Annotated in this window: 21 protein-coding genes and 4 pseudogenes; 8 read left to right on the plus strand and 17 right to left on the minus strand. The window is 39.8% G+C overall.

Features of this window, described 5'->3' with window-relative positions:
• The first annotated feature begins 44 nt into the window (after positions 1-44).
• The gene (locus RCG23_RS06260) at positions 45-290 is read left to right on the plus strand and encodes a hypothetical protein (RefSeq protein ID WP_308179016.1); all 246 of its coding nucleotides are present in this window, start codon (positions 45-47) and stop codon (positions 288-290) included.
• Positions 291-318: 28 nt separating this feature from the next.
• On the opposite strand, the gene RCG23_RS06265 is transcribed toward RCG23_RS06260, so the two are convergent.
• The 4 genes from RCG23_RS06265 to RCG23_RS06280 form a co-directional block, all read right to left on the minus strand.
• Positions 319-519 carry a ComZ family protein gene (locus RCG23_RS06265; protein WP_308179017.1) on the minus strand — a complete coding sequence of 67 codons (201 nt, stop codon included), beginning with the start codon at positions 517-519 and terminating at the stop codon, positions 319-321.
• 15 nt (positions 520-534) lie between these two features.
• Positions 535-1488, minus strand: a complete 954-nt coding sequence (locus RCG23_RS06270; RefSeq protein ID WP_308179018.1) for a BMP family ABC transporter substrate-binding protein — start codon at positions 1486-1488, stop codon at positions 535-537.
• Between the two features lie 126 nt (positions 1489-1614).
• Entirely contained in the window at positions 1615-2451 is an 837-nt protein-coding gene (locus RCG23_RS06275) for an NAD-dependent epimerase/dehydratase family protein (RefSeq protein WP_308179019.1), read from the minus strand.
• Between the two features lie 193 nt (positions 2452-2644).
• Positions 2645-3268, minus strand: coding sequence for a lipase family protein (locus RCG23_RS06280; RefSeq protein ID WP_308179020.1), 624 nt, complete (start codon positions 3266-3268; stop codon positions 2645-2647).
• Positions 3269-3517: 249 nt separating this feature from the next.
• Between RCG23_RS06280 and RCG23_RS06285 the strand changes: the two genes are divergently transcribed.
• Positions 3518-3706 carry a YjzD family protein gene (locus tag RCG23_RS06285; protein WP_308179021.1) on the plus strand — a complete coding sequence of 63 codons (189 nt, stop codon included), beginning with the start codon at positions 3518-3520 and terminating at the stop codon, positions 3704-3706.
• Between the two features lie 51 nt (positions 3707-3757).
• On the opposite strand, the pseudogene clpB reads toward RCG23_RS06285, so the two are convergent.
• Together clpB and RCG23_RS06295 are read right to left on the minus strand one after the other, a co-directional pair.
• A pseudogene (gene clpB / locus RCG23_RS06290) lies at positions 3758-6354 on the minus strand (ATP-dependent chaperone ClpB).
• A gap of 103 nt (positions 6355-6457) precedes the next feature.
• A complete protein-coding gene (locus tag RCG23_RS06295) occupies positions 6458-6637 on the minus strand; it encodes a YjzC family protein (RefSeq protein ID WP_308179022.1) in 180 nt (59 codons plus the stop codon).
• Positions 6638-6953: 316 nt separating this feature from the next.
• Here RCG23_RS06295 and RCG23_RS06300 point away from each other — a divergent pair, with 316 nt between their 5' ends.
• Entirely contained in the window at positions 6954-7646 is a 693-nt protein-coding gene (locus tag RCG23_RS06300; protein ID WP_308179023.1) for a Crp/Fnr family transcriptional regulator, read from the plus strand.
• Between the two features lie 42 nt (positions 7647-7688).
• Here RCG23_RS06300 and RCG23_RS06305 read toward each other — a convergent pair whose 3' ends face one another.
• The 3 genes and pseudogenes from RCG23_RS06305 to glp all read right to left on the minus strand — a co-directional run bounded on the left by RCG23_RS06305 (position 7689) and on the right by glp (position 10274).
• Complete coding sequence (locus RCG23_RS06305; RefSeq protein ID WP_308179024.1) at positions 7689-8411, minus strand: YwiC-like family protein; 723 nt, start codon at positions 8409-8411, stop codon at positions 7689-7691.
• 80 nt (positions 8412-8491) lie between these two features.
• Complete coding sequence (gene mobB, locus RCG23_RS06310; RefSeq protein WP_308179025.1) at positions 8492-9016, minus strand: molybdopterin-guanine dinucleotide biosynthesis protein B; 525 nt, start codon at positions 9014-9016, stop codon at positions 8492-8494.
• Positions 9010-10274, minus strand: a pseudogene (gene glp, locus RCG23_RS06315) (gephyrin-like molybdotransferase Glp). Before glp ends, mobB begins: the two are co-directional and overlap by 7 nt.
• 285 nt (positions 10275-10559) lie before the next feature.
• Between glp and ric the strand changes: the two are divergent.
• Positions 10560-11255, plus strand: a complete 696-nt coding sequence (gene ric, locus RCG23_RS06320) for an iron-sulfur cluster repair di-iron protein (RefSeq protein ID WP_308179026.1) — start codon at positions 10560-10562, stop codon at positions 11253-11255.
• A gap of 283 nt (positions 11256-11538) precedes the next feature.
• Here the strand turns inward: ric and moaA are convergent, their stop codons facing one another.
• Positions 11539-12555: a GTP 3',8-cyclase MoaA gene (gene moaA / locus RCG23_RS06325; RefSeq protein WP_308179027.1), complete on the minus strand. Its 1017-nt coding sequence runs from the start codon at positions 12553-12555 to the stop codon at positions 11539-11541.
• A gap of 431 nt (positions 12556-12986) precedes the next feature.
• Here moaA and RCG23_RS06330 point away from each other — a divergent pair, with 431 nt between their 5' ends.
• A complete protein-coding gene (locus tag RCG23_RS06330; protein ID WP_308179028.1) occupies positions 12987-13685 on the plus strand; it encodes a Crp/Fnr family transcriptional regulator in 699 nt (232 codons plus the stop codon).
• A gap of 129 nt (positions 13686-13814) precedes the next feature.
• Here the strand turns inward: RCG23_RS06330 and RCG23_RS06335 are convergent, their stop codons facing one another.
• From RCG23_RS06335 to RCG23_RS06350, 4 genes and pseudogenes are all read right to left on the minus strand, one after another.
• Entirely contained in the window at positions 13815-14939 is a 1125-nt protein-coding gene (locus RCG23_RS06335; RefSeq protein WP_308179029.1) for a TIGR04053 family radical SAM/SPASM domain-containing protein, read from the minus strand.
• Between the two features lie 416 nt (positions 14940-15355).
• Positions 15356-15693, minus strand: a pseudogene (locus RCG23_RS06340) (DsrE family protein).
• Positions 15694-15710: 17 nt separating this feature from the next.
• A complete protein-coding gene (locus RCG23_RS06345; protein WP_308179982.1) occupies positions 15711-16019 on the minus strand; it encodes a metal-sulfur cluster assembly factor in 309 nt (102 codons plus the stop codon).
• A gap of 26 nt (positions 16020-16045) precedes the next feature.
• Entirely contained in the window at positions 16046-16813 is a 768-nt protein-coding gene (locus tag RCG23_RS06350; protein WP_308179030.1) for a prolyl oligopeptidase family serine peptidase, read from the minus strand.
• A 199-nt stretch (positions 16814-17012) separates the two neighbouring features.
• On the opposite strand from RCG23_RS06350, the pseudogene RCG23_RS06355 reads away from it, so the two are divergent.
• The 3 genes and pseudogenes from RCG23_RS06355 to RCG23_RS06370 all read left to right on the plus strand — a co-directional run bounded on the left by RCG23_RS06355 (position 17013) and on the right by RCG23_RS06370 (position 18249).
• Positions 17013-17823 (plus strand): annotated as a pseudogene (locus tag RCG23_RS06355) (Cof-type HAD-IIB family hydrolase).
• A gap of 95 nt (positions 17824-17918) precedes the next feature.
• Complete coding sequence (locus tag RCG23_RS06365) at positions 17919-18071, plus strand: hypothetical protein (RefSeq protein WP_308179033.1); 153 nt, start codon at positions 17919-17921, stop codon at positions 18069-18071.
• 1 nt (position 18072) lies between these two features.
• Positions 18073-18249 (plus strand): DUF3813 domain-containing protein, encoded by a 177-nt coding sequence (locus tag RCG23_RS06370; protein WP_308179034.1) that lies wholly within the window; start codon positions 18073-18075, stop codon positions 18247-18249.
• Between the two features lie 187 nt (positions 18250-18436).
• Here the strand turns inward: RCG23_RS06370 and RCG23_RS25895 are convergent, their stop codons facing one another.
• From RCG23_RS25895 to RCG23_RS06380, 3 genes are read right to left on the minus strand one after another with little or no spacing between them, the layout of a single operon-like run.
• On the minus strand, positions 18437-18733 hold the full coding sequence (locus RCG23_RS25895; protein ID WP_374049843.1) for a Gmad2 immunoglobulin-like domain-containing protein: 297 nt from the start codon (positions 18731-18733) through the stop codon (positions 18437-18439).
• Positions 18700-19191 carry a BsuPI-related putative proteinase inhibitor gene (locus RCG23_RS06375; RefSeq protein WP_308179035.1) on the minus strand — a complete coding sequence of 164 codons (492 nt, stop codon included), beginning with the start codon at positions 19189-19191 and terminating at the stop codon, positions 18700-18702. Before RCG23_RS06375 ends, RCG23_RS25895 begins: the two co-directional genes overlap by 34 nt.
• 20 nt (positions 19192-19211) lie before the next feature.
• Positions 19212-20054, minus strand: coding sequence for a YitT family protein (locus RCG23_RS06380; protein ID WP_308179036.1), 843 nt, complete (start codon positions 20052-20054; stop codon positions 19212-19214).
• Positions 20055-20096: the final 42 nt, after the last annotated feature.

The following is a 20096-nucleotide window of genomic DNA, read 5'->3' on the forward strand; positions in this document are numbered from 1 at the left end:
AATTTAAAGTAGGTTCTTCTATTGGAAAGGGGGAATTGAAGGTTATGGAGGAACAATCAAATAAAAACGAAAAGTCTACAGTCGACCCTTTTAGCCGGTTTATGTTCGGTCCAGGCAGAGAAGTTAATAATACGGTTCGTTCGGGAACACGCAGACCGGAATCACAGGAAACAGTCGATTTTGATGAATTATTGATGAATTTTGAGGCGTTAATGGATTCGGCGAGCAAGCTTAAGCCTTTTTTCAGAAAGATTTATCCCGTTGTAGAACAATTTTGGAAAAAAAATTAGCTGCCGTTTCTCCGGCAGCTATACTTTCTTACTCTTGCTTTAACTCTTTTCTTGCATCCTCTTTTCCCAACTCGTATGCCTCAGCCATTACTTGTGTAAATAAAGACATAAACGGCTGAATCAGTTCCATTGATAATTCAATGCCCGCTTGGTCCAATTGAGCTTTTGCCTCCGGAAAATGCTTCATTGCAATCTGCATGAACTGCAGGTTTTTTTCTTGTACATTCATATGTATTCTCCTTCGTTATTCTTGATTTGGAAGCTTTCCAGTCTTTTTATAATTTTTAATTTCGCGATCCATTTTTTTGATAAATTCCTTATCAACCAAAGGACTGAATTCCCCTAATGTGATTACGTCATCTTTAAAATCATAGGAAAGATTGCCTGATTTTAAAATTCCTTCTGAATATTGCTTTGCGATTAGTTCATACAGCTTGTCTACTTGCTGTATCGTGCTGGTTAAAACTGTCGATTCACCAAGATCGGACTGATCAGAAACGTACCCGATGACATATAGGCCATGTTCTTTCATCTTTTCAATAACAGGAACATTAAATCCATCACCTGCTGGATAAACAACATCAATTCCTTCTTTAAGCATATTTTCCAGAAGCTCATTAGCCTTTTTTTGATCATCCCAATTGCCGACATATTGAATCGAAACCTTTGTGTCCTTATTTTCATTCATGGCACCCTCATAGTAGCCTTCCACTTCCGGCTGCCACTCATAGGCAGCAATGACTCCTATTTTATGGGTTTTAGACATATGAGCCGCAGTCATGCCCCCAAAAAAACCCATCGCATGACCCTTAAAATTCAGACTTGTCGTGTTCTTATTTTTTGCATCTCCATTAAAACTTACAAAGTGGATTTTGGGATAGTCTTTTGAAATATCATTAAAATACTGAGCAAATTCTGCCCCATGGCCAAAAATTAGGTTGACACCTTTCTGGTCAAGTTCCTTTACCGCCCGTTTCACTACTGATTCTGTATCCATGCCTTCTTTATAGTAGACATCTATATTAAATTGGGATTGGATTTTCAGCATTCCTTTATAGCCCTTTGTTCCCCAAACCTGGTCATTGATCGTTTCAGGAACGAGCAATCCAACCTTTTTTAATTTTCCCGCTGTGACTGGTTGTCCGCATGCCCCAAGCAAAATAAGGCTTAAAAATATCACAGCGAAACGGTTCCACATACATTGCAACTCCTTTTGACGGCTGCCCTTTTCTTCTGTTACGTTCTAACCAGCTAAAAAAAAAGCCGTATAGCTCTTTTTATTCTACCTCTATCAATAAAAATTGAAAAGTTTTTTCATTTCAGTTTACATGCTTCCGATATCAATATGAGCCCAGTGCTCTTTCTGCTTCTTCCTGGCTTCAAGAAAAGTTGTAGGGTTTTTTATCTGCAGACGTTTTATATCTTTACTATTTAACTGCATTTCGGATTGATCATCCTCTAGCCTGCGAATTTCCACACCCAGCTCTTCCATACAATTCTTCCAATAATTCCTGACGCCGCTTTCAAGCAAATAAGCACCTACTGTACCAGTTTCCAATTGTTTCAGGATTAGGCTAAGTGCATCTTCAATATATAGAAGATCTCCTCTCCACTCACGGCTGCCTGCGTAATCAATCTTTTGTCCATTTAATATCGCATAATGTGAAAAAAAGGAGGAAGGCTGCCATGGGCCATATACAGACGGTAAATATAGCGTCAGCACATTTTTTTTAATCCTATTTAAATTTTCCAAAAAAGAACTTAAATCACCATTTCCAGAATGGGAAGAATCAGCAAGGAACTGAATAGGTAGTAAAAGAACGAGCAGGTTCTTCCCACTTTCTTTTAAGAAATTTTCTTCCAGAAAGGTCTTTAATGCCCTGTCATTTAGTACTTGTTCTTCGTTACGTTCCATAAAAAAATCAAACAGAGATACAATAACCGCAAACGGTCGTTCACTTGCCGGTATCCACTCTTTTTCACCCGATGACAGCTCTTGAAAGTTTGCATTCCGCCCTACTTCCAGACGTTTCTCCTCTGTGAAGGGATTAAATTCGTTCGAATAATCGATTCCCTTTACTTCCCAGCCATTATTAAGAAGTGCTGTGCACAGGTGAAATCCTATAAACTGATATGTTCCGTAAATAAAAGCATTGTGCATTTCTATGCCTCCCACCATGAGTTCCTTATACTGCATCCTATGCCGAAGAAAAAGTTTTATTTCTTCTAAGGCATTACAGAGCCATTAAAGTTCCTTTTCATGGGAGCTGAAAAATTTAATCATTTGATGCCTAAGCTGCTGTTTCTTTTCTGGAACCATGTAGCTGGCAGTTACCGATATTTTTCCACCTTGCTCATTTAGAAGCTTTTGATAGAGTCTGGATTGGGTAAATCCTTCCCCCTGCCAAAATATGAAAAAGCTTAACTGGTATATCTGCATCAAAATATACTGGAGATCCATTTTTCAATATTTCACTTTCAATGGTACGAATGTCTTTTTGGTAAGCATACGACAGCTCATTCAAAAGCTTTTTGTAAAAAAATTTATGCTCCTTTTCCTGCTCCAGATGAAGATTTAAAGATAAAATTGGATTTACTAATACTGCGGACCTGATTTGGTCCTTCATTTCCTTAAATAAGCTCATCGCAACAAGAGCGCCCATTCCTTCGGCAAGAATATGAATTTTTTCATTCATTATTTCATTTCTGATTATATGCTGATACAGTCTCTGCGCCAATTGGACAGCTCGCCTGCTTCCCCAGTTCCTGCCATAAAGATTAGATGAAAAAATAGTGTACCCTGATTCCTTCAGATTTTGGATAAGGAATTGTTTCCCTTCATTTTGCAGCCAGAAGCTTTTGCTTTCATCTACGAAATGCCTTTCATCTCCTATAATCAGGATACCGAAACCATTTGGCTTTTCTGGGTAATGGATGATATTCCATTGGGTATCCAGTTGAAAAATCCGGTTATCCATAGATAAAACTCCTTTTGCATAATTTCCTCAGATTATCGTATGCGGTGACTCCAGATTGGAAAGGGAATTTGCCTATTAAATCAAGGCTTATTGAAGGATTTTTATCTTTTCTGAGTTTACTTCACATTGAAATATACACCCAATCCATATTACAAAATCAGGAAAAGGAGATTATTCAGTTTATGCATTTATTATTTTCGACACATATGGTAAGATTGGAAAAGAATGAAATAGTAAGAGGTGAAAATCGTGAAATATCTTTGGACTTTTTTCTGGACTTTCCTTCTCGTTCAAATGTTGACGTATGTTGTAAGCTCCATGATCGGCATTGAATACAATGTTGAAACCGGTACCATTCTTGCAGTGGCAGTAACCATCCTGATTCTAATCGTTCCTGCACTTATTCCTAATGAACCGGAAGAAAAACATATTCATTAAGAAATACGATTTAAAAAGTCATCCTGTTCTTCAAAGACAGGATGACTTTTTTTACTTCACATTGAAGGAAAGCTGGCCATTTTCAAGCGTAACTTCCAATTCAGAATGATTCCTCAGGGCACCTGATATTATTTCACGTGCTGCACGAGTTTCAATATTTCTCTGGATATAACGCTTTAGGGCCTTGCTCCATAAACAGGATCATAGCCATTCCTGGCAATGAATTCTTTTGCATCCTCACTTATGTTTATTCGAATGTACTGGTCCTCCAGCCTTTCCTGAAGTTCCATGATCATTTTCTCAACAATCTTTTTAAGTTCACTGTCTTTTAATGGTTTAAATAATACCGTTTCATCTATTCTATTCAAAAACTCTGGCCGGAAATGCATCTTGAGCTGGCTAAATACCTTTTCTTCTAAGTCCTCCGAAAGTTCTTCCTCTTCTGTTTTCCCTTCCAGAAGAAATTGAGAGCCGATATTAGAGGTCATAATGATTACAGTATTTTTGAAATCAACGGTACGTCCCTGTGAATCCGTAATCCTTCCGTCGTCCAAAACCTGGAGCAGAATGTTAAAAACCTCTGGATGGGCTTTTTCCACCTCATCAAGCAGAATAACCGCATATTGCCGCCTGCGAATGGCTTCGGTTAATTGCCCTCCCTCTTCATAACCTACATACCCAGGGGGAGCACCTATCAATCGGGAAACAGAGAACTTTTCCATATATTCGGACATATCGATTCGTATTAACTGCTCCTCACTATCAAATAAGGCTTCTGCCAACGCTTTCGCAAGTTCAGTTTTTCCAACTCCTGTCGGTCCAAGAAATAAAAACGAACCGATTGGCCGGTTCGGATCTTTAATTCCAGCCCTTGCCCTAAGAACAGCATCTGAAACTAACTGAATTGCTTCATCCTGTCCTATTACACGTTCATGGAGAATGGTTTCAAGCTTTAAAAGCTTCTCTCTCTCCCCCTCAACCAGCCTGGTAATTGGAATGCCAGTCCATCTTGCGACGATATTAGCTATTTCTTCCTCTGTTACTTCTTCACGAAGAAGGCGGTCTCCGTCGCCGTTTCCGATATTCTCCATTTCCTTTAGCTCTTTTTCAGCTTGAGGTATCTTTCCATGGCGGAGTTCTGCAGCCCGGTTTAAATCATACTCATCCTCCGCTTTTTGCAATTCCCTTCGCAGATATTCCAGATACTCCTTTTTTTCCTGTATTCTTTGAATACTTTGTTTCTCATTGAGCCATCGGCTTCTCATCTCTGCCGCAAGCCCTTTTAATTCTGCAAGCTCCTTTTGAAGTTCTGATAAACGCAGCAAACTTCCTTCGTCTTTCTCTTTTCTAAGCGCTGCTTCTTCTATTTCAAGCAGCATTACCCTGCGTGTTACATCATCAAGTTCAGTAGGCATGGAATCGATTTCTGTCCGGATATGTGCACATGCCTCGTCTACAAGGTCAATCGCTTTATCAGGTAAAAATCGTTCTGAAATATAACGGTCTGATAAAGTAGCTGCTGCCACAAGTGATCTATCGTGAATTTTCACCCCATGGTGAATTTCAAAACGTTCTTTTAATCCCCTTAAAATGGAAATCGTTTCTTCTACGCCTGGTTCTTCAACCATCACCTGTTGAAAACGCCTTTCAAGTGCGGGATCTTTTTCAATATATTTACGATGTTCATCCAGGGTAGTTGCACCAATACAGTGAAGTTCACCGCGCGCAAGCATGGGCTTCAGCATATTGCCTGCATCCATGGCTCCTTCCGTTTTTCCTGCTCCGACGATGGTGTGAAGCTCATCAATGAACAAAAGAATTCTGCCTTCGCTTTTTTTCACTTCATTTAATACAGCTTTCAGCCTTTCCTCGAATTCTCCTCTGAATTTCGCACCTGCTATCAAGGAACTCATATCAAGGGAAAAAATTGTTTTATCCTTTAAACCTTCAGGGACATCCTTCCGAACAATTCTTTGTGCCAGCCCTTCGACAATAGCTGTTTTTCCAACCCCTGGCTCTCCAATCAGTACTGGATTATTTTTTGTTTTTCTTGAAAGGATGCGGATAACATGCCTGATCTCTGTATCTCGGCCAATAACCGGATCTGTTTTTCCAGCCTTTACTTCAGCAACTAGGTCACGCCCATATTTTTTTAGCGCTTCATAGCTCGCCTCTGGATTTTGTGTTGTCACCTTCTGATTCCCCCTTATCTCCATAATCACCTGAATTATTTTATCGGCTTCCGCCTTATAACTGATTAACAATTTTCCCATTTCCGACGTAGGCAATTTAATAGCTGCTAAAATAAGATGTTCAACAGAAAGATATTCATCCTTGAAATCACGGGCAGCTTCTCCAGCTTTTGTTATGAGCCTGTGCAAAGGCGCTGATATATAAAGTTTCCCGTGTTCCGCTCCGTTTCCTGTCACCTGTGGCTTTTTTTTTAGACTTTCTCGGAATTCCTGTTCAACTTTTCCTTTGTCTACTCCAACTCTTTCAAGAATGGTGCTTATTAAGCTCCCGTCATGTCCCATAAGGGAAAGAAACAAATGGCTTTCGTCCACTTCCTGATGATTATTCTGTGCTGCAAGTTCCTGTGCATCCATAATGCCCTGCTGTAAACGTTCCGTCATTTTATTGAAATCCATTTATTCGCCCTCCTTATTTGACCATTTTTGACCTTTATAAAAAATATTATAAATGATTCCTAAAAAAATGAAAAGCCATCCGAACTGGATGGCTTTTAAAAAATTATGGCTTTCGAAGGTATGTCCAAAGCCGATTATGGTTCGAGTTTTCCGGAAATGCATCCCCAGCTTTTAGTTTTACTTTTTGCGGGTTGTTTACAGTGCTCCCAGTTTCGCCAATTTCGATATAAATACCATTATTAGGTGCTTTTTGGCCTGCATGAAACTGTCGGTTTTGTCCCATTGCCTTCCCTCCTTTTGAGATATCTTTTTAGTCATTCCCTTTTCATTGAAAAAATATCGGGACTTTTGCCATTAGAAAGACTTGGCATCCGCAAAGTTTTTCATTTCCCTTTCGACAATTATTTCCCAAGCAATAATAATATTGTCAAACTTAATCGAATCTCGGATGAATTTTTGACTATTGTATGAATTTATCTTCCAATCGTTGCTAATAAACCTCGATAAACAATATAATTATAGTAGAATCTAACGTTAACAGCTGACTCTTTTGCTTCTTATTTCCATGTATTATTTCATCACTTTAAGGTGGTTATATTATGCAGTCATTAACTGATATCCCATTAAAATTAACCGAATTGCTGCACATCGTCCATCACTTCAGGAAAATAGAAAAAGGCACCTTCCTTTTTCAGGAAGGTTCTTTAGCAAATGAACTTTATATTGTGCAAAGCGGTACTCTTCACCTCAGTAAAATTATTCCGGACGGAAGAGAATTAACACTGAGATTGTGTTCAAAAGGTGATTTAGTTGGAGAAGTGAATCTATACAATGCTTCAACTCGCTATTACTTGAGCGCAAAAGTAACAGAGAGCGGAGAGGTCGCGGTTATTATGAAAGACCAACTCGAAACAATGCTTAGCCGGGATCACGATTTAGCTGTTGAATTCATGAAGTGGATGAGCTTGCAAAACCTAAAAACACAGACTAAATTCCGCGATTTAGTTCTTCATGGAAAAAAAGGAGCTTTATACTCTACACTAATAAGATTATCCAACACTTATGGAAGTAAAACAGTGGATGGCCTTATGCTTGACATTCCATTAACCAACCAGGAATTAGCTAATTTTTGCGGAACGTCTAGAGAGGTAGTGAATCGGCTTTTAAGCGATTTACGAAAAACTGGCAGCATCTCAATTGAGAAGGGACTCATTACTATACACAATCTTGACTCTCTTAAGCAAGAAATCGACTGCGAGAATTGTTCCAAGGACGTTTGCAATATCCACTAAAGCAGACATAAGAAAGAAGCCGGCTCAAGGGCGGCTTCTTTCTTATTTTAAACTTATCTGTATTGCCATGATCATGAAAAATATTGCCGCATTAGCAATTTCATAAATGCCTACTTGTTTGGCTGAAATATTTTTACCATAAAAACCTACAGCTCTTAGCAAACTTGGTATAAATGCAAGTGCTACAATCCACAGACCCAAAACAATCCAGACAATTGGAAGAAGAAAATGATAACTCCAGGACAACCATTTATAGTGGATATTTCTCTTTTCCCTAATCATCGTTTTTACATAAAAGGTACAACCGAGGAAAAAAAGCATGGATGCGCTAAAAAGGAGCAAAGCCCCCACTGAAACAGTTCCTTCTGCTAAGTAACTGCTTGCAAGACCAGCAATCGAAAAGGATAAAATGGCGCTTAAATCATTGGCTAACGCCCGATCTCGGTTTGTGGAAGAAAAATATGCATTTACCATAAAAAGGGGCAGCATAGCCAGACCAAAATAACTGATTGATGGCAATGTTAATAACGGAACCGTCAATAAAGCTATGGCTGGAATCAAATAAATAATCGTCCATTTTGTATAATAGGATATCTTCTTTCCTTTAAAAAGCAGCAGCATAGGATAAGTGGCAAGATAAAGCATTACCCAGCCAATAAAGAAAGGGATATCCTGCCAAATGAATTTTGATTCAACAACACCCAGCCAAAACGGTATAATCAGCATGGCCCATGCACCATGTTGTTTAGGTAAAAATAACTTCATTTTCCTCACTCCTTATTTCCTGCTACCTCCAATATAAGCGAGCCAACACAGAAAATAAGTGAATCTTATCACATAGTCATTTAACTTTTTATGTCTGTTATATGAATTATTATCTCTTTTATCACGTTTTCATCATGAAACAGCAGACAGGAATATGCCCTATGTTTATCAATATTTCTAATTAATTTTTCATTCCAAAATAAAACCGCCTGAATATTTTGCAAATCATCCAAAAGGTGAAGATCTTGTTCTTCCCTTATTATCACTATCTTTGGAAATGCTTCGTATTTATGTCCTTCTACGAGGATAATGTCCGGGCGAAAAAAAGATATTAGTTGGATTTTTTCTTCCAATGACCAGTTCTGGGACTCTGCCTGAAGAATCAATCGCCCATCTCCTTCAACGAGGGCTGCAGCTGCTCCAGCCTTTAGGTGGCGAGAAGTATCCTTTCCTTCTGCAGCAGCTGGCTTTCCGCCATGGCCATGATGCTTAATCGTCACAACCTTCAAACCTTTTTGCTGCAATTCTTCTATCAAACCAGTAATGAACGTTGTTTTACCGCTATTTTGATATCCAGCAATTTGAAGGATATGTTGTCTTACCAAGGCCACTCACTTCCAACCTGGTCTTCAAGCAAAAGAACTTCTACTTCCATTCCAGCCTCAAAGCCCCTAGTCCCTCCTGGAAGGACCATTAATGAATTTGCTCCTGCCAGGCTCATCACAATATTTGACTTATCCAGACCACTAGGTGTAACGACCAATTTTCCTTCCGATGCTGCGAGCGCACTGCGTACGAACCTAGTGAATGGATTGGCCTTCGGGAAAGACACTTCAAGAACAGCCTTTTCCTTTCGAAGATGCGGCTTGACTGAAAAGAGCATGCGCCTGATAATAGGGCGGGCGAACAGTTCAAATCCGACGTAACATGCCGAAGGATTTCCCGAGACGCCAAATAAAAGTTTGCCGTTGAAATGGGCAACCGTCGTCACGCTTCCTGGTCTCATTGCAACCTTATTGAACAGCACTTCAGCTCCAAGCTTTTCATATATTTCTGGAAGGTAATCGTAATCCCCCACAGACACTCCACCTGTTGTAACGAGAAGGTCAACCGATTCTAGTGCATTTTTTACTGCTTCAAAGCATGTATCAAAATCATCATGCAGCTTTCCAAAATAGCGGACACTTCCGCCTGTCCTTTCAATCTGTGCAGCAATCATATGTGAATTGCTGTTTCTGATTTTACCCGGGACCAGCGGTTCATTGACATCAAGCAGCTCTGTCCCTGTGGCAAATAAGCCAACAATCGGCTTTTTGGCCGTAGGAACCATTGCATATCCAAAAGTAGCGAGCATCGCCTGGATACCAGGATTAATCATGGTCCCCTTTTCGACTAAGACCGTTCCCTCTTTGGCATCTTCTCCGCGGAATGAGACATTGTCCCCCTTCTTAAAGCTGCGCTTGATGGACATAAATGGCTTACCATTTTTTTCAAAGGATTGGCGACTTCAAACATCACTACCGCATCTGCGCCATCAGGCATCATTGCTCCTGTCATAATCCTTACAGCTTGATTTTTTTGTAAGGCTTTCGTTGAGACCATACCTGCACCGAGGTGGTCAACCACTTCAAATTCTACAGTATTATTTTGCGAAGCTTCTGAAGTATCAATTGAACGGACAGCAAAACCATCATACGGCGCCCTGTCAAAATGAGGTACATCGCTCGTCGCGGTTAAATTTTCCGATAAGTACCTTCCATAGCTATCATTTATTGATACCAGTTCGGTGGTTCCTTTCATCTGGCATTCCATTATCTTTTTCACAGCTTCCCCAATCGAAATGGGCGTTCTTCTTTCAAACATAGATATCAGCTCCTGCTATTCAAAACATAATTATTTTTACTCATTGATTCCCTATATTCCTTCTCCATATAAGCGTATCTGAAACACTCGAGCATGGCAAATGAAGAGATACACTAATCTTAGCAATCAAAAATAATGGCTGTAATGACAAAACTCACAAAATGGCCAATAAAAACTTTAATAAAAAAATCAAAAGTGTGATACAGGTCACCAAGTTAAAACAGCCAATCCGTTATTCTATAAATAGAAAATAACCTTTTACAAAAACAAGGAGGAAATACTGAAATGAATATGACATTAACAGAAAATACACTGGTCAAAGATATTGTTAACGAACTTCCGAAATCAAGCGATGTTTTTAAACGTAATCGCATCGATTTCTGCTGCGGGGGGAACATCCCATTAACAGAAGCTGCAGCTTTAGCCGACATTTCTCTAGAGTCACTTATTAATGAATTAAACGAAGTAGTTGAAAAAAGTGATAGTGGTGAAATAGATTGGAAATTCTGGATGGAAAAAGACTCTGAGGCAATTATCGATCACGTCATTTCACAGTACCATAATCCTCTTCGAGAAGAACTAGCTAATTTAAGCCCTTATGTAACCAAGGTTTCGAGAGTGCATGGCGGACACCGGCCTGAACTGCTCAAAGTTTATGAGCTGTTTTATGAATTTAAAAAGGAAATGCTTGATCATGCAGAAAAGGAAGAAGCGATTGTTTTCCCATTAATCAAAATGCTTGATGCCAATACGGTTGAAAATCGGGAAGAAGCATTAAATGCAATTAAAGAGCTTGAAAAAGAACATGACCATGCAGGTTCTTTATTAAAAGAGCTGCGAATTATCACTTCGGATTTCATTCCACCGGCAGAGGCATGCGGTACTTATCGCTTGGTATATAAGCGCCTTGAAATGCTTGAAGGGGAAACATTCAACCATGTCCATTTAGAAAATAATATTCTATTCCCGAGATTTAATTAAGAATCAAAAGGCGCAAGCGCCCTGGTTAGCCCCGACAGGCATAAGACGAATCACGCAGTCATCCTCGGAAAAGCTATCGCTTTTCCTTCGTGCGATGCGGATGCTGCCGAAGCTTTCCTTGTCCTGATTTCTGGAGTGATTTGGCTTATGACCCCGAGGGGCTGGGCGCTGGAGCTAGATTAAAATAAATTGGTAGAAGTATTCCACATCATTTAATCTTATAATTTCTTGGACGACTAAAAAATAACCCCGCCTAAATACAGGCCGGGTTATTTTTTTATTCTTATCCACCGATATATGACATTTCGATTTTCTTACGGTTTAAGATGGTCTCGGCTGTACGCTCATCCGAGTAGCGGTCATCTCGGCCATTCCAAATTTCTGTTATTCTGGTACTTAATTCTTCGTCTGTTGCACCGTTTCTCATAAAATTTCGGATATCATGTCCATTACCATTAAATAAACAGGTAAATAACTGCCCATTCGCCGATAACCGGGAACGTGTACAACTGCTGCAGAACGACTCAGATACTGAAGTAATAAAGCCTACATCAATGTCTGTTCCTTTATAACGGTAGCGCTTTGCTACTTCTCCAAAGTAATCGGGATCAACAGGCTCAAGTTCAAATTTCTCATTGAGCATCTCAAAGATTTGTTTTTTCGTGACAACATCATCCATTTTCCAGCCGTTTGTACTGCCGACGTCCATGTATTCAATATAACGGAGCTGAAGTCCTTCTTGCTTGCAAAATTCAGCCATCGGAATAATTTCCGAGTCATTCAGCCCTTTTTTCACGACCATATTGACTTTAACGCCTAGCCCCGCTTCCCTTGCCGCTCTGATTCCATCCAATACCGGCTGTGTGCCGACGTTTCGGCCATTAATTTCACCGAAGAGTTTATCATTCAGGCTATCAAGGCTTACATTTACCCGCTTCAATCCAGCCTTCTTCAAGTCGGCTGCGTGCTTAGGCAAAAGGACTCCATTTGTCGTTAAGCCAATATCATTTAAACCTTCGATATTTGAAAGCTTTTCTACCAGGACGGGCATGTCCTTTCTTAAAAGCGGTTCCCCGCCTGTAAGGCGAATTTTTTCCACTCCCAGATTAACGAATATTTTAGCAAGCCGCTCTATTTCCTCATATGACAAGAGTGCGCTTTTTGGAAGAAAAACAAAATCCGGTCCAAATTGATCTGCTGGCATGCAGTACTGGCACCTGAAGTTACAACGGTCAATTACAGAGATCCTTAAATCTCTTAATGGCCTGTTTAATTTATCTTTAATAATGGATTTAGGCATTTCCATCAACTCCAATAATAGTAAAAAGCTAAAATACTCCAACGAATCTTTTCTATTCTAAATAATTTCGTTAATTTTCAAAGGAAAAACAAATTTATTAAATGTACTATCTATCATACCAAATTATGTGAAACGCGGCCAATAGTATTATTCTGGAACACAGCATTCAAATTTTTTTATGAATAACTACTTTCTTCATTCCCTTTTAGAGCAGAAATACTCTTCTTTTTAAAACAAGAGCTTGTAAAGGACAAATGTTACACTTCAGAAATTTTTTTCTCAGTTTTCACCATATTGTCATTGTTAACATCATTTTCCCATAAAAACCTGTTATAGAATATGAATAACAAAACCAATTGGAAATTGACCTATTTGAATCTCATTTGGCTTAAGAACTGCAGGGAAAACAAATCCAAAGAGAAGGTGACGTAATGCTTACTAAAATGAAACCTACCCATTCAATTGAAATAAAAGAATTATTACGCTTTACAGACCGAAAATTCAGGAGCGAAAGAGGTTCCTATCTCTTCCAAGAAGGGATGAATGCCGATGAACTTTATATTATTCTTTCAGGCAAAGTCCAAATCAGTAAAATTACCTCTGATGGGCGGGAGTTGTCATTACGTATTTGCGGAGAAAATGATATTTGCGGAGAATTAACATTGTTTACGTCAAATCCAAAATATATGCTGAGCGCCAAGGTATTAGAAGAGGGAGAAATCGCTGCCATCAGGGCCGACATTATCGAGCATGAAATCTTTCAGAATAGCGCTCTAGCCTTTGAGTTTATGAAATGGATGAGCGATCACTTCCGTAAAACACAAACAAAATTTCGCGACCTTGTGCTAAATGGTAAACGTGGTGCACTTTTCTCCACACTGATCCGCATGTCTAACAGCTATGGAGTCCAGAAGCAGGAGAGCATTATGATCGACCTTCCGCTTACCAATCAGGAGCTTGCCAATTTTTGCGGCACTTCAAGAGAAAGTACAAATCGCATCCTAAATGAATTGAAAAAGGATGAAATTATTACTGTTAAACGTGGGAAGATTACCATACACGATTTGCAGTACTTAAAGGATGAAATCGGCTGCGAGAACTGTCCGGCAGTATACTGCAGTATTGAATAGATAATAAAAAGGGATGGATGCCTCCATCCCTTTTTATTATTTAGGCTATGTTAAAGCTCATTGTTGATTTTGACACTATGTTGATTGGAGCGGAAATAAACAGGCAAGTTTACAGAGCTATTATTTAAATTATTGGATCTGTTTTTCCCTCATTGCTTTTGGAATGTAAACGCAGAAAGGTTCGCTTTCTAAATAATCACCTGTCATCGCAAATGCCCTTGAACGGGATCCTCCGCAGACATATCTGAATTCGCACTGACCGCATTTCCCTTTATAAAGATCAGGATTACGGAGCGATTGAAATACGGGAGAATCGCGATAAATATCAGCGAGAGGCTGTTCCCGCACGTTTCCCGCTTTTACGGGTAACAGGCCACTCGGGTATACATCGCCGATATGAGAGATAAATACAAAACCATTTCCATCATTAACACCCTTTGGTGCCCTTCCAAGACCATCAATCGATCCTGTCAGCCCCTCTTTTGTCAATGCATTTAAGTATTCTATTTCTCCAGCCTGATTTTTTGCTTCCCGCATCTTCTGCTGAATAACAACCCGGCGATAGTGCTGTGCTGCAGTTGTTTTAATATCAAAAGGAACCCTTTTACTTAATTCATATAGCCATTGAAATACCTTTTCGTGCTGAACAGGAGATATCATATCAGATTCTTGTCCTCTGCCTGTCGGCACAAGGAAAAATACACTCCAGAGCACACATTTTAAGCCCTCGACGACCTTTGCCATTTCATCTAAATAATCAATATTATATCGGGAAATAACGGTATTGATTTGCACTGGTATTTCAAGCTCGTGCAAATATTTTATACGTTCGATCGTTAAATCAAAAGAACCGGCAGTACCACGGAAATGATCGTGAATTTCAGCAGTCGGTCCATCGAGACTGAATGCCCAGCGAGCTAAGCCTACTTCCTTCGCTTTTTCAATCGCTTCCTTCGTTACATTAGGTGTGGCGCTTGGCGTCATGGATACCCGTACGCCTTTTTGCACTGCATATCTCGCTATTTCAAAAACATCTTCCCTCATTAAAGGATCTCCGCCTGTAAAAACAAGCATCGGGTTATTCATTTCGTATATTTGATCTATTAATTGCTTGCCCTCTTCAAAGGTTAATTCCCTTGGATCTCTTCTATATTGAGCCTCTGCACGGCAATGCAGACATTTTAGCTGGCAAGCCCTTGTCAATTCCCAGATAACAATAAATGGATCCTGATTAAAATCCCGGCTAAACACCATATGGAACGCCTCCTATAATCGGCTGGATTCTGTATAACAGCCTGATAGATGTATTATAGCGGTGTAAGACCATGAATAAAGTGAACTTGCTCACAGGGGGATAAAGGAAATTTGTCATTTTTGTGAAGGTGCATTAGGGGTGATTAAATGGAAGAGCTTTGGGAGCTGAATGAATAAAATAAAATTAAGGGTGCCTCCATTGGCACCCTCGGTCACTTTTTATTTTAGGCTGTTTTCGAATACTTTTTTGCTATTTAAGGAGTAGTTGATTTCCACTTCAGGATGCTCGCTTTCCGCGGGGCGGGCGGTGAGCCTCCTCGGCGCACAGCGCCTGTGGGGTCTCACCTGTCCCGCTGCTCCCGCAGGAGTCTCGCACCTTCCGCTCCAATCAACTTCTTTTTCAAAACATCCTTATTTTAAGAAATCGTAATTACTTCATACTGTGCTGCAAGTTCGATAAAGTGGCCATGCCGCTGATTTTTCCTGCTGCAAGTTTACTCTCCACTTCGTAATGATCAACACATGTTTTGCAGGCAAGAATGTCGACACCCTTCTCTTCCATTTCCTTTAAATGAACTGAAACGAAGGATTCATCGGTTAATGTAAAAATTCCTCTATTCATGAAAAATACTGCTGCAGGAAGATCTTCCCTTTGTTTTAACAATGTGAAAAAAGTTTCAAGTACGCCTTCTCCCAGCTCTTTATCACCTTTACCCAATTGATCGGAACTAACGAGGATTACTTTATTTTTCATCAAATCTATCTCCAGTCTTAGCGAATGCCCAGCGCAATTTTTGCATATCGTGACATCATTTCTTTGTTCCATGGAGGATTAAAAACGATATTTACTTCTGTCTCTTTTACCTCGGGGATATCTGCCAAAGCCCTTTTCACCTGATCTACAATTGTTCCTGCCAGCGGGCATCCCATTGAAGTCAGTGTCATCGTAACGGTAGTTGTTCCTTCTTCATCCATTTCCACATTGTAAACTAAACCTAAATTGACAATATCCACACCTAACTCAGGATCGACTACAAGCTCAAGCGCACCCATTAAACTGTCTTTTAAATCTTGATCCATCATAACCACTCCTCTTAAAAATTCTCTTATAAGTATTTATTGAACCAATCAACTGTTGCTTTCACACCAGATTTGCTGACCTTATGGCCTGCAAGCTGATCTGTAATAAATTCCAGTTTTTCAGGGCTTTCGCTATAGGAATCTTTTACGCTTTCGTAAAATTCACGGGCAAAGATATAAGGCACCATATGGTCGTTTTGTCCATGCCAGAACAGCAGTGGCCTATTCGCAAGCTTTTCTTTTTGAAGGCTCAAATCATATTCGGCCAATACAGAAAGCTCCCGATCAATTTTTTCCTGCGTAAGCTCCAGGCTGTAACCCTGTTTTTTTATCTGCTCAATCTGCCAGTGGGAAAACTTCACATAAGATGGCATTCCCATCAAGCAGACAGCGGCCTTTATCCATTCAAATTGGGTTAATGCTCCAAGGGTCGCAATACCGCCCATCGATGTCCCCGCAACACCTATTCTGTCTTCATCTATAAGTTCCATTTTGGAAAAATAATTTTTTAATGTCTTAATTTCATGAATGGTATTTAATACAATTTCCCAAAATTTCAAATATAAATCCTGTTCCTTCAACTGCAAATCCCTTTCCCCGTGATACAAGGCTTCCGGCAGCAGAACCCTAAAGCCCTGTTCTGCCAATAAATATGCATAGTGAAGATTATGCTCTTTTGCACTTGTAAACCCGTGGATAAAGATTACAAAAGGAAGCTTGTCTGACTGCTGATCATGATTGACAAGGTGCAGAACGGGAATACTTTCTATATGTTCTTTTTGTATAACAACCAAATGTTTAAACCTCCAAGCCCCAATCCTGTTCAATTATAACCCCATCAGAAAAATTTTGATGTGAAATTTTTTACAGGTAAGATATAAAATTGTTAACATAGTTAATATAGAACCATTAATTTAAGTGTAACATGCAGGAATATTTTTTCCTAAACCTATACACTTTAAAAAGCAAATTATCAGAGACAAAGGAGAAATTATGGCAGAGAAACATTTGATTGCATTGGATTTAGACGGAACATTATTAAAAGATGATAAAACGATCTCCCCTTTTACAAAGGATATCCTAAAAAAAGCGAGAGAGCAGGGTCATGTCGTGATGATTGCCACTGGGAGGCCTTTCCGCTCAAGCGAAATGTATTATCGTGAATTAGAGCTGGATACTCCTGTCGTGAATTTTAACGGAGCTTTTGTACATCATCCCCTGGATTCAAGCTGGGGAGCTTATCATACACCGCTGGATATCAAGGTAGCAAAGGATATTGTGGACGCATGCCGTTCATTTCAATTCCATAACATTATTGCAGAGGTCATCGATGAAGTATATTTCCACTACCACGATGAAAAGCTTCTTGATATTTTTGGCCTGGGTAATCCTAAAATCACTACGGGAGATCTAGTTAACTTTTTGCATGATGCTCCAACCAGTTTGTTAATCCACACTGAAGAAGAGGACGTAAAAAAAATTCGCAGCCACCTTTCTGACGTGCATGCAGAGGTTATCGAGCACAGAAGATGGGCAGATCCTTGGCATGTAATTGAAATCGTTCGAAGGGCCTTAATAAAGCGGTAGGCTAAAACGGGCGTCTGAATATTTCGGGATTCCTCCAGAACGGATGATAGCTTTTGGTGATGAGGATAATGACCTGGAAATGCTTGAATATGTTGGGCGGGGAATTGCGATGGAGAATGGCATTGATCAGCTTAAAAATGTAGCAAATGGAGTGACCCTATCAAATGAAAAAGATGGTGTCGCCGTTTATCTCCAAGATTTATTAAACTTAAAATAAGTGCAGTTTTTCCTTAAATTCTGCACCTATTTTGGACATACTAATAAAGAAGCAGCCATGCTGTTTCAATCCAGGCTCAATTGGAGGGATTTTGAATGGGTAAACGAAACAAATCGAAACGCTTTGTCCAACAAGGAAAAGATACGGTTTCCAAGCATGCGGAACAAATCCCCTATCACATGACCTACGCCGAAGCTGAGGCACAAAAAATGGCCAATGTGCATGAATCCTCTCTCGGAGGAATTTAATATGGGAAACCAATTGTTTCAGGAAGCCAGAAGATTTGTGGAGACGGCTAAAGCAGCCAGCCCTAATGACCGGCAAATGGCAGTTGAAAAAGCGAAGAATGCTTTAAGCTCCGCTTATGCCAACTCAACCCTTGCCGAGCAGCGTCAGCTCCAAGAAATGCAAAATGAGCTGGAATAGAAAAGCGGAAGTGCCTTGGTCACCCCCGACAAGCGCTGGAGGGCCTGAAGGTGAAGTCGTTTTTTGACTTCATTGTAAGGACCGAAGCGACCTCGAGGGGGTAGGCGCTGTAGCTAGACAGTATTATTATTCCAAAGAAGTACAATAAGAAAAAGCTGGCATGGTTCTCCATGCCAGCTTTTTCTTATTAAAATCTATCTAAAACTACCGGATATGCGGAAACCGACTCTTTATTTTCATACAGGTTCAAAGTTAATGTGCCCTGGCCAGGAAGTTTTTCTTTCGGGATGTGGAGCTCGATCTTAAAGGGTATCCATTCCGATCCATTTGCACTGATGGGTGTTTCCGGAACCACTTCATTATGTCCGTCCTCGACTGAGTAATAGAACTGGCCAGTTTTGGACCTTACTTCCCCACTTACAATGTAATTCCCTTTTGCCCCTTCCGTCTTTACATTTCTAAAAGTTGGATTTTCAACAGGTATCGAAAATTTCGAAGTGGCCGAAACTTTCCGCCTTTAATAACCTTTTCACCATTGATTTGATAGAGATTCAAAAAAGCTGTTACACTATACTCTCCTGGTACTACAGCACTATTCTTTTGATAATTCCACTTTTCTATCCATTTCTTTGATTCACCCGGTTTTAGCTTTATGGTTTGTATTGCCTGCAAAAAAGACCTTCCTTCTGAATACCGGTATACTTCTTCCCCTGTCTCCTTATTCACAATAATTTCATACACCTGTGACGTCGGAAACTCAAGAACAAGAGGAGATTCTCCAGTATTTTTAAAAACTAGTTTAAATTCTACCGTACCCCTGCCTACGCTTGGGAAAATCTCCAATTGCATTGATGATGGCTGGGTTTGCTGGCTGAATCCCACCTCGGAAGAAGGCATTAATAAGGCAAAAAAAGCAGCCAGTCCGCTAAAAAAAAATTTCATTATTTTCACCTCTCGCCGAATTATTCACGCCTGAAAAATCCGAAAATTCCTGTTGTCTCCACTATATTGGTAAAAGCATTAGGATCCACCTCTTTAATTATCCTTTCCAGGTCAAAGAGCTCATAACGAGTGATGACAATCATCATCAGTTCCTTTGTTTCATTGGTAAACGCTCCCTTTGCTGGAATGGTAGTAATTCCTCGTACCAGTTTTGCATGGATCGCGTTTTTCAGTTCATCTGATTTTTTGGTTATAATCATCGCCGTTAATTTTTCATTTTTTGTATGAATGGCATCGATAACCCTAGTTGAAGTATATAAAGCAACGAGCGTATATAACGCTTTTTCCCATCCATACAAAAAACCCGCCGTAATTATTATTATGGAATTTAATGTGAAAATATATATACCTACCGGTTTATCCTTCATACGGGACAGGATCATGGCGATAATGTCCAATCCTCCCGTGGAGGCTCCCCATTTTAATGTGAAGCCTACGCCAACAGCTGCTATGACTCCCCCAAAAACAGCATTAAGGAGGATATCGTGCGATACTTCCTTGACAGGAATCACTTCCAAAAAAAATGAACTGAGAAAAACGCTAATGAAGCTATAAAGTGTGAATGACCTTCCAACCTTCAGCCACCCCAGAACTGTAACCGGGATATTTAATAAAAGAAGCAAAATTCCTGTTGAAAGGTGAATTGGAGAATACTCCGCCATTATCTTAGAAAGCAACTGGGCAATCCCGGTAAACCCGCTTGCATAAACATTGGCTGGAATTAAAAATAAATTCATTGCGATTGCATTTAAAATTGCACCTAACAGGACAATCGTTAATTTTTTTGTTTGGAGCCAGACCATCTAACAACCCCCTATAAAACACAGTTATTGTTTATTTACCCC

Source organism: Neobacillus sp. PS3-34 (genome assembly GCF_030915465.1).
In the GTDB taxonomy this organism is placed as follows: domain Bacteria; phylum Bacillota; class Bacilli; order Bacillales; family Cytobacillaceae; genus Neobacillus_A.

Coding starts and splice junctions, on each gene's coding strand:
- RCG23_RS06260 (WP_308179016.1), top strand. CDS start 45: ATGGAGGAACAATCAAATAAAAACGAAAAGTCTACAGTCGACCCTTTT.
- RCG23_RS06265 (WP_308179017.1), bottom strand. CDS start 519: ATGAATGTACAAGAAAAAAACCTGCAGTTCATGCAGATTGCAATGAAG.
- RCG23_RS06270 (WP_308179018.1), bottom strand. CDS start 1,488: ATGTGGAACCGTTTCGCTGTGATATTTTTAAGCCTTATTTTGCTTGGG.
- RCG23_RS06275 (WP_308179019.1), bottom strand. CDS start 2,451: ATGCACAATGCTTTTATTTACGGAACATATCAGTTTATAGGATTTCAC.
- RCG23_RS06280 (WP_308179020.1), bottom strand. CDS start 3,268: ATGGATAACCGGATTTTTCAACTGGATACCCAATGGAATATCATCCAT.
- RCG23_RS06295 (WP_308179022.1), bottom strand. CDS start 6,637: ATGGGACAAAACCGACAGTTTCATGCAGGCCAAAAAGCACCTAATAAT.
- RCG23_RS06300 (WP_308179023.1), top strand. CDS start 6,954: ATGCAGTCATTAACTGATATCCCATTAAAATTAACCGAATTGCTGCAC.
- RCG23_RS06305 (WP_308179024.1), bottom strand. CDS start 8,411: ATGAAGTTATTTTTACCTAAACAACATGGTGCATGGGCCATGCTGATT.
- ric (WP_308179026.1), top strand. CDS start 10,560: ATGAATATGACATTAACAGAAAATACACTGGTCAAAGATATTGTTAAC.
- moaA (WP_308179027.1), bottom strand. CDS start 12,555: ATGCCTAAATCCATTATTAAAGATAAATTAAACAGGCCATTAAGAGAT.
- RCG23_RS06330 (WP_308179028.1), top strand. CDS start 12,987: ATGCTTACTAAAATGAAACCTACCCATTCAATTGAAATAAAAGAATTA.
- RCG23_RS06335 (WP_308179029.1), bottom strand. CDS start 14,939: ATGGTGTTTAGCCGGGATTTTAATCAGGATCCATTTATTGTTATCTGG.
- RCG23_RS06345 (WP_308179982.1), bottom strand. CDS start 16,019: ATGGATCAAGATTTAAAAGACAGTTTAATGGGTGCGCTTGAGCTTGTA.
- RCG23_RS06365 (WP_308179033.1), top strand. CDS start 17,919: ATGGGTAAACGAAACAAATCGAAACGCTTTGTCCAACAAGGAAAAGAT.
- RCG23_RS06370 (WP_308179034.1), top strand. CDS start 18,073: ATGGGAAACCAATTGTTTCAGGAAGCCAGAAGATTTGTGGAGACGGCT.
- RCG23_RS06375 (WP_308179035.1), bottom strand. CDS start 19,191: ATGAAATTTTTTTTTAGCGGACTGGCTGCTTTTTTTGCCTTATTAATG.
- RCG23_RS06380 (WP_308179036.1), bottom strand. CDS start 20,054: ATGGTCTGGCTCCAAACAAAAAAATTAACGATTGTCCTGTTAGGTGCA.